Source organism: Desulfobacter latus (assembly GCF_013389365.1).
GTDB lineage: Bacteria > Desulfobacterota > Desulfobacteria > Desulfobacterales > Desulfobacteraceae > Desulfobacter > Desulfobacter latus.
Window position 1 is genome coordinate 61,423 of record NZ_JACADJ010000007.1, and the last position, 15,680, is coordinate 77,102.

Here is a 15,680-nt window from a genome sequence, read left to right on the forward strand (position 1 = left end):
AAATCAAATTATGTCCCATAACTATCCAGGCCGGCGTGCAATTTCATCAGCACAGCGGTATGGATCTGACAGATTCTGGATTCCGTCAAAGACAAAACTTCACCAATTTCTTTCAAGGTCAGTTCGTCATAATAGTAAAGGGAGATAACAATTTGTTCTTTTTTCGTTAATTTTTTGATGGTTTTCACCAAAATGGATTTTAGTTCTGCACGGTAGAAGTCCGCTTCGGGATTTTCGTCACTGTTGAGGCCGGCGCTAAAACGGGTCTGGGAAGAGATATCATTTTTTTTTGTTTTGATGAAATCATCCAGACTGAGAACAGCAGCCCCATGGATATCGGTCAGCATATTCTGGTAAGTTTCCAGGTCTACGCCTAAAGCGGCACAGATTTCATCGTCATCAGCCGGTCGTCCCTTTTCATTTTCAATTGTTTTTGCCGCCCGGGAGATGTCCTGTATTTTTTTCCGCATGGATCTTGAGTAGGTGTCCATGCTGCGCAGTTCATCCAGAATAGCACCCTTGATACGATACCGGGCATAGGTTTCAAGGCTGACATGTTTGCCTGGATCAAATTTATCCACCGCATCAATGAGTCCCAGTGAACCTGCTGACATCAGTTCGTCAAAAAGCACACTGGCGGGTAGACGCATGGCAAATCGGGAGGCAATATGTCGGACTAGATACGCATAATTGACAATGCTTTCCTGCCGCCAGACTTTCCACGCCGCCTGATTTTTTTTACTCGGGTATTTCATGGAAATGTTCTTATTTCCTTCCGACAATTCTAAATTTATAAAATATATATTTTTGCTTTTTTGCCTTTTTCCTGCTCGTAAAGGGAATAATTTTTAACGACGTTCACGAACACGGGCACGCAATCAAAATCAAAATTATTGGAAATTGACCTTCATTGGGCCGCCGCAAACACCCGGTTCATAAAAAAGGTTAAATTTCCCTGGTTCTGGTTTGTTCTGTTGTCATTAAGCAGTGTTTTTGCAAGATCGGACATGGCGTTCGCTGCAGGACTTTGTTTTACAGTATCTAAAAGGATACTGCGATTTCGAACAGCCTTTTGCAGGGCCGGATCAAAGGGGACCTCACCGCAGTATTCCAAAACCACATTTTTTAAAAATTTATCCATGGCATTGCTCAAGGATTCGTAAACTTTTTTGGCCCCGGTCCGGTTGTCCGTCATATTTACCAGCAGTTTGAAATACTTTATCCCGTAGTCCTGGGACATGACTTTCATCAGGGCATAGGCATCGGTAATGGAAGTCGGTTCCGTGGTCGCCACCACCAGACACTGGTCTGCAGATGCATTAAAATAAAGCACATTGGATGAAATGCCGGCCCCGGTATCCAGCAAAATGATGTCTGCCATATCGGAAAATGCCTCAAACTCAGACAGCAGTGTCAGTTTTTCACCTTCACTGAAACGGGTCAAATCGGCAAATCCGGATCCGCCGGGTAAAATGCCGATGCCATGATCCGTTGTCACTATCACCTGAGACAATGTTTTTTCTCCGGATACCAGGTGGCGGATATTATACTTGGGTTTTAGGTTAAATACGATATCAATGTTGGCTAACCCCACATCCGCATCTATGATCACCACGCGTTTTCCAAGCCGTGTCATGGCCACGGCCAGGTTCCCTACAATATTGGTTTTGCCCACCCCGCCTTTCCCGCTGGTCACCGCAATCACCCTGGGGTATGAACTGCCATTGGAAGCCCCGTTCCGTTCCCGTTTTTTCATAGCACTTGTCCTGGCCATCTGCCGCAGTCCTTTTGCCTGATCCACCTAGTCTCCTTTGGGCACTTTTTTTAGAATTATTTTCAAAAGTTCCTGGTTGTCCGGAATAATCAAATCCTCGGGCACCTTCTGGCCGTTGGTTATCAATGACACGGGCAGGTCATAGCCTGCCACCTGATCAAGGATTTTCCCGCATCTTTTTATCTCATCTATTTTTGTAAATATATAGGTATCTGGATTAAATACGGAAAAAGCATCTGCCGCTTCCTTCATATTAATCAATTCAGAGGTAACACTCAAGGTTAAATGAACGCTGATCTGGAAATCATTTCTGATCAGCTCAAGGATTTTATCAATTTTTTCCTTGTCATAATGGCTGTGCCCGGCCGTATCAATAAGTATCATATCCATGGATTTCATCCGGTCCAGGGCGAATGCCAAATCCTGGCGTGAAAAGGCCGGCACACAGACAAGCCCCATGATGCCGGCATAGGCTTTGAGCTGCTCAAAGGCCCCGATCCTGTAATTGTCTATGGAGACCAACCCGACCTTCATCTTCCGGGTGAAGCTTAAATAGGCGGCCAATTTGGCAATGGTGGTGGTTTTTCCCACACCGGTCGGCCCGACAAAGGCCGCTACCTGGGGAAGCCCCGAAGAGTTCCGCCGGGTGAAAAAATCCTTGATGCGAAGTTGATCCAGGCAAAGGTTCATAACTTTTTTTTTCAACTGCTTCATTTGTGTTACCGTATCAAGATTTTGATCCAGCTCTGCGGCCGCTTTTTGGACAATTTCAACCGCCAGGCGCTCGCTGACACCGCAGCGAAGCAGGGAGGCCAGCACGCCCACGGATTCAAAATGGTTGCACAAAATGGACTGCACCCCGGAACCAAAACCGGCCACGGAAAGGATGTCCTTTATCTCCGCAATATCTGACTTAAGAGATTCCACATCTTGCAGAACAGGCGTTTCAGGTTTGTCTTCACCGGTCGAAGGGATGCCGGCCTCAACCTCGAACATGATTTCTCCGTAAGGATCTTTTGGTGATTTCGGCTCCTTTCGGGTGGAAAGAATCATGGCATCAGGCCCTAACTCCTCTTTGATGCGGGCGATGGCCGTTTGTATATTCGATGCCTTGAAAATTTTTTTATCCATTCTTTAAATTTACCTTTCCGACAGCCTGCAGATTTATATCATCCACGATCTCTGCGTGGGACACCACAAATACATTGGGAAGAGACGGCTCAATTAAACGACGGACATGACGGCGCAATGCGGGCGAGGTCATGAGTACCGGCTGGGTATTCAGCGTAATGACCTTTTCTACCTGTTTTGATACAGCGCCGACAAATTCTGTGATCAATACAGGTTCTAAAGCCAGATACGTCCCGTGATCGGTCCGTTTAATATTTTTTGTTAAAATTTCTTCAAGCTTGCGGTCCAATGTCATAACTTGCAACTTTTTGCCGGGCTGCAGATAGGGCGCCAGCATGCCTTTAGCAACCCGTTGGCGGACATATTCGGTTAGCAGGTCCGGATCCTTGCCTGCCGGGGCAAAATCTGCCAGGGCCTCCACAATGGTTAACAGATCCCTTATGGAAATACGTTCCCGTAACAGATTCTGGAGTACCTTTTGAACTGCGCCAATGCTTAACAGGTTGGGTATCAGCTCCTCCACCACTTTGGGACTGGTCTTGGCCAGGTTATCTAGAAGATGCTGGACATCCTGTCGGCTCAGCAGGTTATGGGCATTGTTTCTGATGATTTCCGTTAAATGGGTGGCAATAACCGTGGAGTTATCCACCACGGTGTATCCGGCAAATTTGGCTTCCTCTTCCCTGGACATGGGTATCCACAGAGCCGGCAGGTTAAAGGCCGGTTCAACCGTTTCAATTCCGTCAATTTTTTGAGCCGCACCACCAGGATCCATGGCCAGATAGTGATTGACCATAAGCTCTGAACCGGCAGCCTCAACGCCCTTGATCATAAGGCGGTATTGGGCCGGGCTTAAATTCAGGTTATCCCGGATATGAATGGGCGGCACGATAATACCCATCTCCGTGGCAAACTGCCGGCGGATGGCCTTGATCCGGCCCAGAAGCGTGCCGTCCTGCTGTTTATCCACCAGGGGAATCAAGCCGTATCCCACTTCCAGTTCCATGGTATCCAGACGCAGCAGATGATCTACATCTTCGGGCTTTCCGGGCGTGTCGCCCTGATCCTCGTCCTGGGTTTGGGCTTTTTCCACGGCCTGCTGTTCGTCTTCTGCTTTTTCTCCTTGTCTTAAAAAATACCAGGCAATGGTTCCCATGGTAATCCCTAACGTCATAAAGGGGATGGTGGGAAGGCCCGGAATCGCACCCATGAGAAACACAACCACAGCGCCCACCATGACCGGGGTGGCACTGGAAAACAGATGTTCGGCAAAGGCTTTTCCCATCTTACTATCTGCGCCGGAACGGGATACCAGAAGACCTGCGGCCGCAGAGATTAAAAGCGCCGGAATCTGGGAGACAAGCCCGTCACCCACGGTCAGCAAGGTGTAATTGGTCAAAGCCTCGCTAAGCGGCATACCCTGCTGTACTACACCGATGATAAAGCCTGCGCCGATATTAATTAAAGTGATCACAATACCGGCAATGGCGTCACCACGGACAAATTTGGAAGCGCCGTCCATGGCGCCATGAAATTCCGACTCCCTGGCAATGGCGGCCCTTCGTTCGCCTGCCTCTATTTCGTCGATCATACCGGCATTGAGATCCGCATCAATGGCCATTTGTTTGCCGGGCATGGCGTCTAAGGTGAAACGGGCGGCCACCTCTGCAATACGACCGGCACCCTTGGTGATTACCATGAAATTGATAAGTACCAGAATAATGAAAATAATCAGGCCCACCACATAGTTGCCGCCCACCACAAAGGCCCCGAATGACATGATGATCGCCCCGGCAGCCTCGGGCCCCTCACTGCCATGCAAAAGAATCAATCGGGTGGATGCTACGTTTAACGAGAGCCGGAAAAGGGTCAGCATCAGAAGCAGCGAGGGAAAGATACTGAAGTCAAGCGGCCTCTGGGTATACATGGTGGTGATCAGTACCACCACGGCAAGGGAAATATTCAGGGCCAGAAAGAAATCAAGGATAATGGGGTGCAAGGGCAGAATCATCGCCATAAGGATGCCGATAAAGGCCAGAACCATCAAAATATCTGATGACTCTTTTTTCATTATGGCCATGATTCCGACGTTTTCCGCCGCCATTTATCCTCCTTAGTAAATGGATGTTTGACACCTGGTGCCAAGAATTTGACTATTTTAGTGTTTAACCGTTTTTAAGCCCGTAAACATAGGCGAGCAGTTCAGCCACAGCCTGGTAATATTCAAAGGGAACTTGCCCATCAATATCTACGTCTCTATACAAATTCCGGGCCAAAGGTTTGTCTTCTACAATGGGCACATCATTTTCCCGGGCAATTTTTTTTATATTTGCCGCCACGGCCCCGGCGCCCTTGGCCACAACCGTGGGGGCATCCATCTTTTTTTTGTCATACTGCAATGCCACGGCAAGATGCGTGGGGTTGGTTACAACCACATCCGCCTCAGGCACTTCAGCCATCATGCGCTTCCTGGCGGCAGCCATCTGGAGCTGGCGAATTTTGGATTTAACCGCTGGATCGCCTTCTGTTTGCTTACGCTCATCCTTAACTTCCTTTTGGGTCATTTTCTGGTCTTCTAAAAATTTCCACTTTTGAAACGCATAGTCCAAAATGGCAACCAAAGCCATTATGATACAGACTTTTATGAAAATCCAAAACGATTTAATAAGAAAAAATAAAAGAATTTGAGCAGTGGATTGATCGTACAGCGTAAGTACATTTGAAATTTCATTTTTTGTGGCCAGATAGCAGACCAGTGAAATCACGGCAATCTTAAGCAGTGATTTCACAAATTCAATTAGCGCCCGGGAGGTAAATTTTTGTTTAACCCCGTTAATAGGATTAAGTTTGCTTAGTTTGGGCTCTATGGCTTTCCAGGACACATGAAAACCGACCTGGGCAATGTTTGATAGCAGCGCCACAACGAAAACCGCTGCAAAAACGGGCAGGCACATCAGAAACATCTTTTTGGCGTGATAGATCAGCAACACAGTCAAATCTGCCGGGCTTAGTTCCGGTACCCTTTCAAACATAAAATTATAATGAAATACGTCTACACAGTTCCGGTAGAAAAAAAGTGCTGTGGCATACAATGCGATAACGCCGCCCAACAAGACAAACACCGAAGGAATTTCCATGCTTTTAGCAACCTGGCCTTCTTCCCTTGCCTTGTCGAGCTTTCGCGATGATGCGTCCTCGGTTTTCTCGCCGCCACTCTCGGGATCTTCAGCCATATATTATCCTCCGCCCATATAAAATAATAATGCCAGAAACAGTTTTCTGCACGGTTCAATGTAGTCCCGGGTGACGATGACGATGATGGGCAGGGTCATGGAGAAAAAGATCAGACCCACTGCGATCTTCACCGGGAACGCCACAATCATGACATTGGTCTGGGGTGAAAATTTTGCAATCAACCCAAACCCCGCATTAACAAAGGTCAGGGTGGCAATGACCGGAGCACTGATTTTAACGGCATTGACAAACAGTCCGGCTGCCACATCCATAACCCGTGGAGCTATCGCAGGATGCATGACAAATCCGCCCACAGGCACGAGTTCAAAGCTGTCAATCATGGACATAATAATGACATGGTGTCCGTTGAGTACAAGGAAAATGACCAGGCAGACCCAGTAGCCGATTTGATCCATGATGGATACATTTTCACCGCTTTGGGGATCCATGACATTAATCATGGCAAACCCGATTTCAAAGCCGATGAGCTGACCGGCCATCTGAACCCCTGCAAAAAAGATACGCAGGCAAAGCCCCAGGGTAAAGCCGACCAGGAGTTCTGCCCCCAGCATCAGGCCAAAGGTGGGGATGTCCCGTGGGAAACGGGCCGGATCCACAGGCACCACGGTATAAAACACTAAAGTTAGAACCAGCGAGAGTGCTGCTTTCACCCGGGTTGGAATTGCGGAAGACGTAAAGATAGGGAACAAAAATAAAAAAACCGACACCCGTGCCAGAACCAGCATAAAGGTTCTGAAGCGGATGGGATCAATAAGATCAAGCAATTCCACAGCGGGGTTTGCCTTTCGACAGGTTATTACGGAATAGATAATATTCCAACACAGAAATTGGGAAAATCAGCATTCTGTAACAGCCTGTCGATCACCGGATATACATGGGTATATTGGTAATAATATTGGTGGTGAAAGCCATCATTTTTTCCATCATCCATGGGGCAGTAAACAAAAGTCCGAGAAAAACGGCAATGATTTTGGGTACAAAGGTCAGGGTCATCTCCTGGATCTGGGTAACCGCCTGAAACACACTGATGGCAAGACCTGCAATCAGGCCTAAGCCCAGCATGGGCATGGATAACATAATAGTCAGGATGATAGCCTGTTTGGCAAGTGCTACAACAAATTCAGGGGTCATTTTATACTCCAAAACTTTTGATCATTGAACCTGCAATCAAGTTCCAGCCGTCCACAAGGACAAAGAGCATCAACTTGAAAGGCAGGGAAATCATTACCGGGGGCAGCATCATCATGCCCATGGCCAGCAGTACCGAGGCCACGACCATATCAATGACAAGAAAGGGAACGTACAGAATAAAGCCTACAATAAATGCTGTTTTAAGTTCGGAAATCACAAAGGCCGGAATCATTGCCAGAAGTGACACATCTTCGCGGGTTTCAGGCTTTTTCATGCCGGCCTCTTTGACAAACAGGGCAATGTCGGCTTCCCGGGTGTTGCGCAGTAAAAATTTTCGTATGGGTTTCTGGGCTTCCTCAAAGGCTGTTTCATAAGAGATTTCACGTTCGAGATAGGGATTTAAGGCTTTGTCGTATACCTCTAAAGCCACGGGTTTGATAATAAAAAACGTCATGAAAAGTGAAAGTCCTATAATTACCTGGTTTGGCGGACTTGACTGGGTACCGATGGCCTGGCGCAAAAAATGAAATACCACCACTATACGGGTAAAGGGGGTCATTAGAATCAGAATGGCCGGGGACAGGGCGATAATGGTTAAAAGGGCTATGATTTCAAGGACCACGGCGACTTCTTCGGGTTCCTGGGCCGTGCCGACATTGAGTTCAAGGGAAGGAATCGGGAAGGTGACGGCACTTGCCGTATCCGCAAAGACAGCGATCATCATGGCTGCAACCACAATCAACCCGGACCATCCGGTCAGTCGTGCATATCTGATCATGACACGTCTCCGTTGCCGGAATCGGCACGGGGATTGGCAGAATCATTTTTCGAAGGCATTTTGTGCAACCCGTTGCTTTTAGCAAATTTTTTTTTGAGAAGGGTCTGAAATCCCGTGTCGGTTTCCGCAGGTTCCAATGATGTTCCGGGGGGCTCGTCAAAACGGGCCAGAGACGATATGCCGGCCGGTGAAACCCCGATGAGAATCGATTCATCCTGGACGGACAGGAGTACCAGTTTGTCTTTGGGGGATAAATGATGGACGGATAACACCTTTATCAGTTCCACCGAACCTCTGGTTCTGAAGCGGCCCGAGAACCTGCGAACAAGATAAAGGGCTATCAGGAAAAAAGCCAGAACGACAAACAGCATGCCGAAACTTTTGGCAAATTCCATCCACATATCCGGTTGCGTATTCACTGATTTTCCGCAGCCAGGGATTTGACGCGGTCAATGGGCGTGATTACGTCGGTAAGGCGAACGCCGAATTTCTCATTAACCACCACCACTTCTCCCCGGGCAATGAGTTTACGGTTGATATAGACCTCCAAAGGCTCGCCGGCAAGCTTGTTCAACTCAATAATGGATCCCTGGGACAGCTGTAAGAGATCGTTGACCAGCATTTTGGTTTTGCCCAGTTCCACGGAAAGTTCCAAAGGGATATCCAGGATAAAATCCAGTTCCCTTGCGCCATGCTCTTCGTCATATCCGGATTCTTCGTCAAGATTTTCATCATTTATGGTGTTGTTTTTATCAACCATCTTTATCCCTCACAGTCGGTTGTAATTTTATCGTTGATTTTAAATGCCTGGAATCCCCGCTGAACACCAACGAAACCTGTCAGTTTCACAAGCCCCCCGACAAAGCAGGATAACGGCGCAGATGCATCGTTATCCAGCTGGATGACATCACCGGGCTGCATATACAAAAGCCGTTCACCGGTGATTTCGGTCTTGCCCAAAAGAATTCTTAAATCCACCTGGGAGTTGAGAATAACCTCTTTAATTATCCGCCGCCAGTTATAATCGATTTCTTCAATTTCCGCCTGGACACCGGATGCCGACAGTTTATGCCGCATGGGTTCGATCATGGAATAGGGATAGCAGACCACAAGATTACCTGCGGCCTGCTCCAATTCGATTTCAAACCGGGTAACGATGACAAGATCTGTGGGCAGCACAATGGCCGTGAACTGCGGGTTCATTTCCGAACGGATCAAAGATGCCTTTACCGGCTCTATGGGCGCCCATGACGCTTCAATATTTTTCAGGACGGCCAGCACTGCTTTTTTAATTATCACCTCTTCAATACGGGTAAATTCCCGGCCTTCCACCCTTGCTCTTCCCAAGGCTGCGCCGCCAAAAAAAGTATCAATGAGATTATAAACCAACTGGCTTTCAAACACCACCAGACCATGTCCCCTTAATGGCTCCATCCTGAATACGTGAAGGCTTGTAGGCACAGGAAGACTGCGCACAAATTCAGAAAACTTCAGGGTATCAAAAGGATTGGCCGATACATCGACATTGGTTTGGAGCAGTGAAGACAATGTGGCCCGAAGTTCTCTGGACAGACGTTCATTAATAACGTCAAAGGTAGGCATTCTTGCCCTGACCACCTTGTCCTGGCTGGTGAAATCATAGCTAATACCCCCTTCAACCGCCTCTTCATCAATCTGCGAAATATCGGTTTCTGTTTCTACTTCTCCGGAATCCAGTCCGTCTAATAGACTGTCAACCTCGTCCTGGGATAGAATTTCACTCATAATACCATCACTGCATTAAAAAATTAGTAAAATAAATATGCCTTATGACAACTTTGGAAAAAATTTGATTAATTCGGGTGAGAAGCGCAAATTTCAGTTTAAGTTTACCCTGGGGACTTCGCAGTTCCATCCATCTCATCTGTCGCACCTGGCTTTCAATTATTTTTCTTATCCTGGGTTCCATGGTATACACTTCTCTTCGAAGTCCGGGGTCCATCATTTCAAGGGCAATACCAAAGGATATGTACTGCATGTGTGAATCTTGTTTTAATAAAATTTGCTCAAAAGGCTCAAGCTGTACAATATCCTCAAATATCGCTTGGCTCTGCTTTCTCAGTGCTGCCTGAATGCGTTCTTCGGTCACGACATCTTCAGCAACCGGCTGTTCAGGAATGTTTTCTTTCTTGCTGCTGAACAGGAAAAAGAATACACCGGCACCAATCCCGATCAAGAAAAGGAAAAACAACAGGAGAATCATGATCCGCTTTTTTTTCCCTGACAGCAGTCTGCCGATAACCCCTTTTTTAACCGATTTTTCATCTGAATCTCCGCTATCATTGTCTACGGATTCAGCCGGCTCCCCGCCTTCGATTTCTTCCCGCAGATCTTCAGCCACAATACCTCCCAAAATAATTTGGTCGTTTCTTTTCCCAGCCCCCGCTCTTGCAGGCTGTATTGCCAATACCTGTAATACTGTAATAATTCAGGTTACAAGTATACAGGTAAAAAAAATGACAGCAAGCCTTATGCCAGCCTGCTTTTATTTTTTACCTAAATCGTGCGGATTTAAAAAATTGTGATAAAGATTATAGGAAAGAAGAGATATTTGCAAAATTATTTATTGGGGGGAGGCTGAATAACAGCTATGGGTGTAACCTGATTTAATTGATACGCACACTTAATCCAAGGCGAGATGTGAAATTAATTCAATAAATTATTTTGATTTTTATATATAAAAAAAGGATGTCATCCGCATACAGTATTCTGGTAAAAAACCGTCACGTTTACCATTAATGTGTCAAGGTTTTGACAGGCTCTTAGGCCCATGATCGGAATAAAATCTTCCCAAATATGGTTTAGAATTTTCATTCGTATTCAAGGCGTGGCAATGGGAGCATATGCATATTGAAATATGTACTCATTGTCACAACGAAGAAGACGGATGAAAAGGCAAACCATATGGGAGCGTTTATTTTGATTATTTTGATTATGGGCCTTATGCAACAAAGTGCAGCGCTCCGCTGTTATTTTTAACAGTGCGCTGAACTGTTAAATTATCTGCCCCATCTTCCTGGGCATCGTCACCGGCCCTGCGTTTTAGCCGCTTTTTTCCGGCGGACTGATCCTGGGCCCGGGAATCGGCCATGGACTGCTGGAAATCGCTGCTCATATCAACTTCAAAGCTTTCAAGACTGATCCCCGAGGAAGAGAGCATGGTTTTGATTTCATTAACATTGGCTGCCAGAATATCTTTTGCTGACTGATTTTCGGTAATTACGCTGACTTTCATGGTGCTCTCCGTATGCTCAATACTCATGTACACCCGGCCTAACTCAGCGGGTTTCAGTTGCATCCGGATGGTGTCGTCACCGGTGTTAATGGACCGGACAATGCTTTTTTCCACCTGTCGGGTGACAAAGTCAGGCAGTGTAGAAAAGGCCTGCTCGCTTCTTTGTGTGTTTGACGCTCCCACCGTCGTTGTTGTAATTGATTTTTCCACACCAAAGACAAGGGGTTGGGTTTCTGATATTTTAGACGTTGTGTCCCCTGACTGGAAATTGGTGCTGGACGCCGCCTTTTCCAGAGCAGCGGCATCGGCCTGGGCTGCTTTAATGGAAGCCTGTGATACCGATTCTTTGCTTGTTCCAGCCGTGCCTGAAAAATTATTGGCTATTTTAAATGCACGATCAGAGTCGGTATTCTCTGTTTGAATATCAGCGAATCTCGTATTGCCAAATGCCGGAGTATCGACAGTCTTTTTTGTTGTATTCACGTCATCCCTGCTGATTTGATCCATGAACTGAACCTGGAACCGATCCTCAATTTCTTTGACTATGGCATTTGAACTTGCGCTAAGCGCTAGGGTGGAATTAATACCCTGTTCACTATTTTCTTGAATATTCAGTCCGGAAAAAAGCTGATTAAGCAATCCATGACGGCCGGACGGGGTTGCAAGTGCGTCAATGGAATCCGTTGTAAACATTGTTGATACGGATTGTTCAGGCCGGTCAGCCCGGCCGTCTTTTATAGAATCAAGTTTTTGCCCCAACGCATCAATTACTGTGGTCAGGGTCAACGGCTCGCCGGATTCTTTAATAATAATAAAAGAATCCAGATCAAGTTGTTTTAAAAGGGTGGTATATGCGTCATCCTCACCATCTGTCTGATAGGTCAGGCCGGATTCACCGGCTGTATTCAAAAGCTGCTCAAGCTGTTCAATAAACCCATCAAAATCAAATCCCCGGGTTCCTTCGGAGACGTCATCCATGATTGCGGTGATTTTATGCGCATCCACCCCCATCATTGACAAAAGTGATTTGATATAGGGCAGATCCGAGGTGGGCATGAGCGTCTCTGCCTGGGTGATATCCTCATCTTCAGCAAGGGGCAGTTCAAACAATTCACCCATGAAATCGGACACGGATATCAGGCCGTTCTTCTCTTCGAGGGTAAGGGTTAAATTCGACATCAGTTCCTCAACAGAAGTCTGGTCAAAACCTGCCTGAACAAGCAGATGTCCAAGGGCTTCAAGTCCCTCTTTATCTATGGATAGATTGTCCAGATCGGAATCGGAAAGGGATAAAAGCAGACTTTTTAATTGCGTGAGGAATTCAGTGCCGCCGCCATTTTCCAGCGCCTCTTCAATGTTTGAAACCTTCTGTTTGGTCGTTCGGACAGCAAAATGAGCATTTTCCGGGGTGGGAATTTCAATGTTCCGCCTGCCTATGGCCGGATTGGGGTCTTGCGCCATATCTTGGGGTGAGATTTCGGTTTCAGTGTCAGCCCCCTTCTGTTTGGTCGTTCGGACAGCAAAATGAGCGTTTTCCGGGGTGGCGATTTCAATGTTCCGCCCGCCTATGGCCGGATTGGGGTCTTGCGCCATGTCTTGGGGTGAGATTTCGGTTTCAGTGTCAGCCCCCTTCTGTTTAGTCGTTCGGACAGCAAAATGAGCGTTTTCCAGGGTAGCGATTTCAATGTTCTGCTCCCCCATGGATAGATTGCGCTTTTGCGCAGTGTTCAGCAATGAGGCTTCCGTTTGCATATTATGATCTTTTGAGATTTTTGAAAGGCCGCCCTTTGTGTCGTCCACAACGCCTCTCATCTCATTTGTGCGTTCCATGCTTGGAGCCATGCTTGGAGTCTGCTGCATGGTTTTGTCCAGTTGTGCCTGAAATGCGGATACCGCAAAACCACTGTCTTTGGAAACAGCGCTGCTATCGGTTGCATTCACGAGGGCGCCTGAAGAAGTTCCTGACAGTAACGCATTGATCTCTGAAACATTGGATAACATGACTCCCCTTTACTTTATTCTCGATGATCGACGTATTGGCCTTTTTCATAGGTTTTACCGTCAAAGAAGCAACCATCATGCCACTTAATCTATATATAGATTTATATCCAATATTTTCAATTTGTTATGATAGATATAACTATGCGTGAAATTAAAAATATCACGGTTGACGAGGCAGGAACTTCCTATAAAAGAAAAGGATAAGGGAAATAATTACCTGTTTTCCTTAAACTCAATCATAAATATACCCCGGCGCATCAGGATGTTGCGACAGATCATACTACGCAGTAACATCACAGTGGTGGTGCCGGGGTAAATTGGGGGGGACAGCAGATTAAATTTTGGGGACCGGATTCCCGGCAGTGCTGATACCTACGGATTCTTTCACATCCTGAGCAGACATGACAATATCCTGGAGTTCCCCTTTCATGAATTTTTCATACCCGGCCAGGTCCATGAGCCCATGGCCTGACAGGTTGAATATAATGGTTTTTTCCTTTCCTTCTTCTTTGGCCTGTTTTGCAGAGCGGATGGCACAGGCCACGGCATGACAGGTTTCAGGGGCCACAACCAGGCCTTCGGTGCGGGCAAACATCAGGCCCGCCTCATAACATTCCAGCTGTTTGATGGCCATGGGGCTCATCAGCCCGGCTTCAACGGCATGGGACACCAGGGGTGCCATGCCGTGGTATCTTAAGCCGCCGGCATGGATGGGGGCCGGGATGAATTTGTGCCCTAAAGAGTGCATGGGCAGCATGGGGGTCATCTGGGCCACATCCCCATAGTCATAGGAAAACGGGGTTGCCGTCAGGGTCGGGCAGGAAGCCGGCTCCACGGGAATGATTTCAATATCTGCGCCGTTGATTTTATCCAGGACAAAGGGGAAGGCCAGACCCGCAAAATTGGAACCACCGCCGGCACAGCCGATCACGGTGTCTACCTTTTTTATGCCGAACTTGTCCAGCTGTTTTTTTGCTTCCAGTCCGATAATGGTCTGGTGCAGCATGACATGGTTGAGCACTGATCCTAACGAGTACCGGGTTTTGCCGGTTTCATCAGCAACGGCCGCTTCAATGGCCTCTGAAATGGCAATGCCAAGAGAACCCGGCGTATCCGGCATTTCTGCCAGGATATCCCGGCCTACCTGGGTTTCATTTGAGGGACTGGCAATACATTCTCCGCCCCAGGTCTGCATGAGTGATTTCCTGAACGGCTTCTGGTCAAAACTGATCCTGACCATGAACACCTTGCACTCCATACCGAGCAGGGCGCAGGAATAGGAGAGCGCAGACCCCCACTGGCCGGCACCGGTCTCCGTGGTCAAACGTTTGATGCCGAACTCCTTGTTGTACCAGGCCTGGGCCACGGCAGTATTGGGTTTATGGCTGCCGGCCGGGGAAACACTTTCATTTTTATAAAAAATCTTTGCCGGTGTACCCAGCGCTTTTTCCAGATGTATCGCCCGGTGCAAGGGAGAGGGCCGCCACCGGTAAAGTAGATCCAGAATTCCCTCGGGGATATCGATCCAGCGCTCTTGGGACATTTCCTGTTCAATCAGATTCATGGGAAATACCGCGGCCAGCATATCCGGACTGATGGGGTTGCCGTCCTGTCCCAGGGGCGGGTTAATGGTACCGGGCAGGTCTGCTGCCAGGTTATACCATTGACGGGGAATTTCATCTTCGCTTAAAAAAATTTTAGTGGACATATAATTCGACTCCATTTTCTATTCAGGGTATAGATATCAATTTTAGTTGCATAAATATGTTTCTTTGAAAAGAAACAATCCTGTCGTTTTTATAAGGAGAAACGAACTATGTCAAGATTAAATTAGCGCCCTTTGGGCGGGCTGGTAGGTGCTGGGTACTGGGTACTGGGTACTGGGTACTGGGTGCTGGGAAATGGAAATTCCTATACTCTTGAACTGCCGGCAAGGACTCTGCGATTGTCCTGAAGCCCGCCTTGAAAAGATAGACGGATACATATATAACAATCACAGAATGACCTGGTTTTTCACGGTGATTCAGTCCACAGTCAACAACCCCTCGGCTAAAGACCGAGTGGCTTGAGAGGCAACTTTCAAGCCAAGTTGATTAGCCTAAGTTCTTTGAAAACTACGTTACTGTAGAATATATTGTAGGCGGCTTGGAATACTCCACTCGTTCCAAAGTCTGCGGTTTGTGTTTAAACATCTCTGAGGGTAGGAGAAGTGATGCAAACTTTAAACCTACGGATAACATTGGCAAAGTGGATCACTGGTTTATTGTAGAGTTCCAGAATAGAGCCTGAGAGTCTCTATTACAAAAACTCTACTGCCTTCAACTGAAGGCATGTTG

General features: G+C 47.2%; 14 protein-coding genes. All 14 read right to left on the bottom strand.

The window, feature by feature from the left end:
• Positions 1 to 8: 8 nt before the first annotated feature.
• On the bottom strand, positions 9 to 755 hold the full coding sequence (locus tag HXW94_RS03675) for a sigma-70 family RNA polymerase sigma factor (protein ID WP_178365541.1): 747 nt from the start codon (positions 753 to 755) through the stop codon (positions 9 to 11).
• A gap of 152 nt (positions 756 to 907) precedes the next feature.
• The gene (locus HXW94_RS03680; RefSeq protein ID WP_178365542.1) at positions 908 to 1,801 is read right to left on the bottom strand and encodes a P-loop NTPase; all 894 of its coding nucleotides are present in this window, start codon (positions 1,799 to 1,801) and stop codon (positions 908 to 910) included.
• Positions 1,802 to 2,905, bottom strand: a complete 1,104-nt coding sequence (locus tag HXW94_RS03685) for a flagellar biosynthesis protein FlhF (RefSeq protein WP_178365543.1) — start codon at positions 2,903 to 2,905, stop codon at positions 1,802 to 1,804.
• Positions 2,898 to 5,009, bottom strand: coding sequence for a flagellar biosynthesis protein FlhA (flhA, locus tag HXW94_RS03690; RefSeq protein WP_178365544.1), 2,112 nt, complete (start codon positions 5,007 to 5,009; stop codon positions 2,898 to 2,900). Before flhA ends, HXW94_RS03685 begins: the two co-directional genes overlap by 8 nt.
• Positions 5,010 to 5,070: 61 nt before the next feature.
• Positions 5,071 to 6,138 (bottom strand): flagellar biosynthesis protein FlhB, encoded by a 1,068-nt coding sequence (flhB, locus tag HXW94_RS03695; RefSeq protein WP_178365545.1) that lies wholly within the window; start codon positions 6,136 to 6,138, stop codon positions 5,071 to 5,073.
• A gap of 3 nt (positions 6,139 to 6,141) precedes the next feature.
• Positions 6,142 to 6,930, bottom strand: a complete 789-nt coding sequence (fliR, locus tag HXW94_RS03700; protein WP_178365546.1) for a flagellar biosynthetic protein FliR — start codon at positions 6,928 to 6,930, stop codon at positions 6,142 to 6,144.
• Between the two features lie 91 nt (positions 6,931 to 7,021).
• A complete protein-coding gene (gene fliQ / locus HXW94_RS03705; RefSeq protein ID WP_178365547.1) occupies positions 7,022 to 7,291 on the bottom strand; it encodes a flagellar biosynthesis protein FliQ in 270 nt (89 codons plus the stop codon).
• Between the two features lies 1 nt (position 7,292).
• The gene (fliP, locus tag HXW94_RS03710) at positions 7,293 to 8,069 is read right to left on the bottom strand and encodes a flagellar type III secretion system pore protein FliP (RefSeq protein ID WP_178365548.1); all 777 of its coding nucleotides are present in this window, start codon (positions 8,067 to 8,069) and stop codon (positions 7,293 to 7,295) included.
• A complete protein-coding gene (locus HXW94_RS03715; RefSeq protein ID WP_178365549.1) occupies positions 8,066 to 8,488 on the bottom strand; it encodes a flagellar biosynthetic protein FliO in 423 nt (140 codons plus the stop codon). The genes fliP and HXW94_RS03715 overlap by 4 nt, the downstream gene beginning before the upstream one ends.
• Positions 8,485 to 8,829 carry a flagellar motor switch protein FliN gene (gene fliN, locus HXW94_RS03720; RefSeq protein WP_178365550.1) on the bottom strand — a complete coding sequence of 115 codons (345 nt, stop codon included), beginning with the start codon at positions 8,827 to 8,829 and terminating at the stop codon, positions 8,485 to 8,487. The genes HXW94_RS03715 and fliN overlap by 4 nt, the downstream gene beginning before the upstream one ends.
• A gap of 2 nt (positions 8,830 to 8,831) precedes the next feature.
• On the bottom strand, positions 8,832 to 9,833 hold the full coding sequence (gene fliM, locus HXW94_RS03725) for a flagellar motor switch protein FliM (RefSeq protein ID WP_178365551.1): 1,002 nt from the start codon (positions 9,831 to 9,833) through the stop codon (positions 8,832 to 8,834).
• Positions 9,834 to 9,840: 7 nt separating this feature from the next.
• The gene (locus tag HXW94_RS03730; RefSeq protein ID WP_343054545.1) at positions 9,841 to 10,449 is read right to left on the bottom strand and encodes a flagellar basal body-associated FliL family protein; all 609 of its coding nucleotides are present in this window, start codon (positions 10,447 to 10,449) and stop codon (positions 9,841 to 9,843) included.
• A 600-nt stretch (positions 10,450 to 11,049) separates the two neighbouring features.
• Entirely contained in the window at positions 11,050 to 13,344 is a 2,295-nt protein-coding gene (locus tag HXW94_RS03735; protein ID WP_246293718.1) for a flagellar hook-length control protein FliK, read from the bottom strand.
• Positions 13,345 to 13,678: 334 nt separating this feature from the next.
• Entirely contained in the window at positions 13,679 to 15,052 is a 1,374-nt protein-coding gene (locus HXW94_RS03740) for a TrpB-like pyridoxal phosphate-dependent enzyme (protein WP_178365552.1), read from the bottom strand.
• Positions 15,053 to 15,680: the final 628 nt, after the last annotated feature.

Bases quoted from the DNA above. Each gene is read 5' to 3' on its own strand.
- flhB (WP_178365545.1), bottom strand. From the start codon at position 6,138: ATGGCTGAAGATCCCGAGAGTGGCGGCGAGAAAACCGAGGACGCATCA.
- HXW94_RS03735 (WP_246293718.1), bottom strand. From the start codon at position 13,344: ATGTTATCCAATGTTTCAGAGATCAATGCGTTACTGTCAGGAACTTCT.
- flhA (WP_178365544.1), bottom strand. From the start codon at position 5,009: ATGGCGGCGGAAAACGTCGGAATCATGGCCATAATGAAAAAAGAGTCA.
- fliP (WP_178365548.1), bottom strand. From the start codon at position 8,069: ATGATCAGATATGCACGACTGACCGGATGGTCCGGGTTGATTGTGGTT.
- HXW94_RS03740 (WP_178365552.1), bottom strand. From the start codon at position 15,052: ATGTCCACTAAAATTTTTTTAAGCGAAGATGAAATTCCCCGTCAATGG.
- HXW94_RS03685 (WP_178365543.1), bottom strand. From the start codon at position 2,905: ATGGATAAAAAAATTTTCAAGGCATCGAATATACAAACGGCCATCGCC.
- fliM (WP_178365551.1), bottom strand. From the start codon at position 9,833: ATGAGTGAAATTCTATCCCAGGACGAGGTTGACAGTCTATTAGACGGA.
- fliN (WP_178365550.1), bottom strand. From the start codon at position 8,829: ATGGTTGATAAAAACAACACCATAAATGATGAAAATCTTGACGAAGAA.
- fliQ (WP_178365547.1), bottom strand. From the start codon at position 7,291: ATGACCCCTGAATTTGTTGTAGCACTTGCCAAACAGGCTATCATCCTG.
- HXW94_RS03675 (WP_178365541.1), bottom strand. From the start codon at position 755: ATGAAATACCCGAGTAAAAAAAATCAGGCGGCGTGGAAAGTCTGGCGG.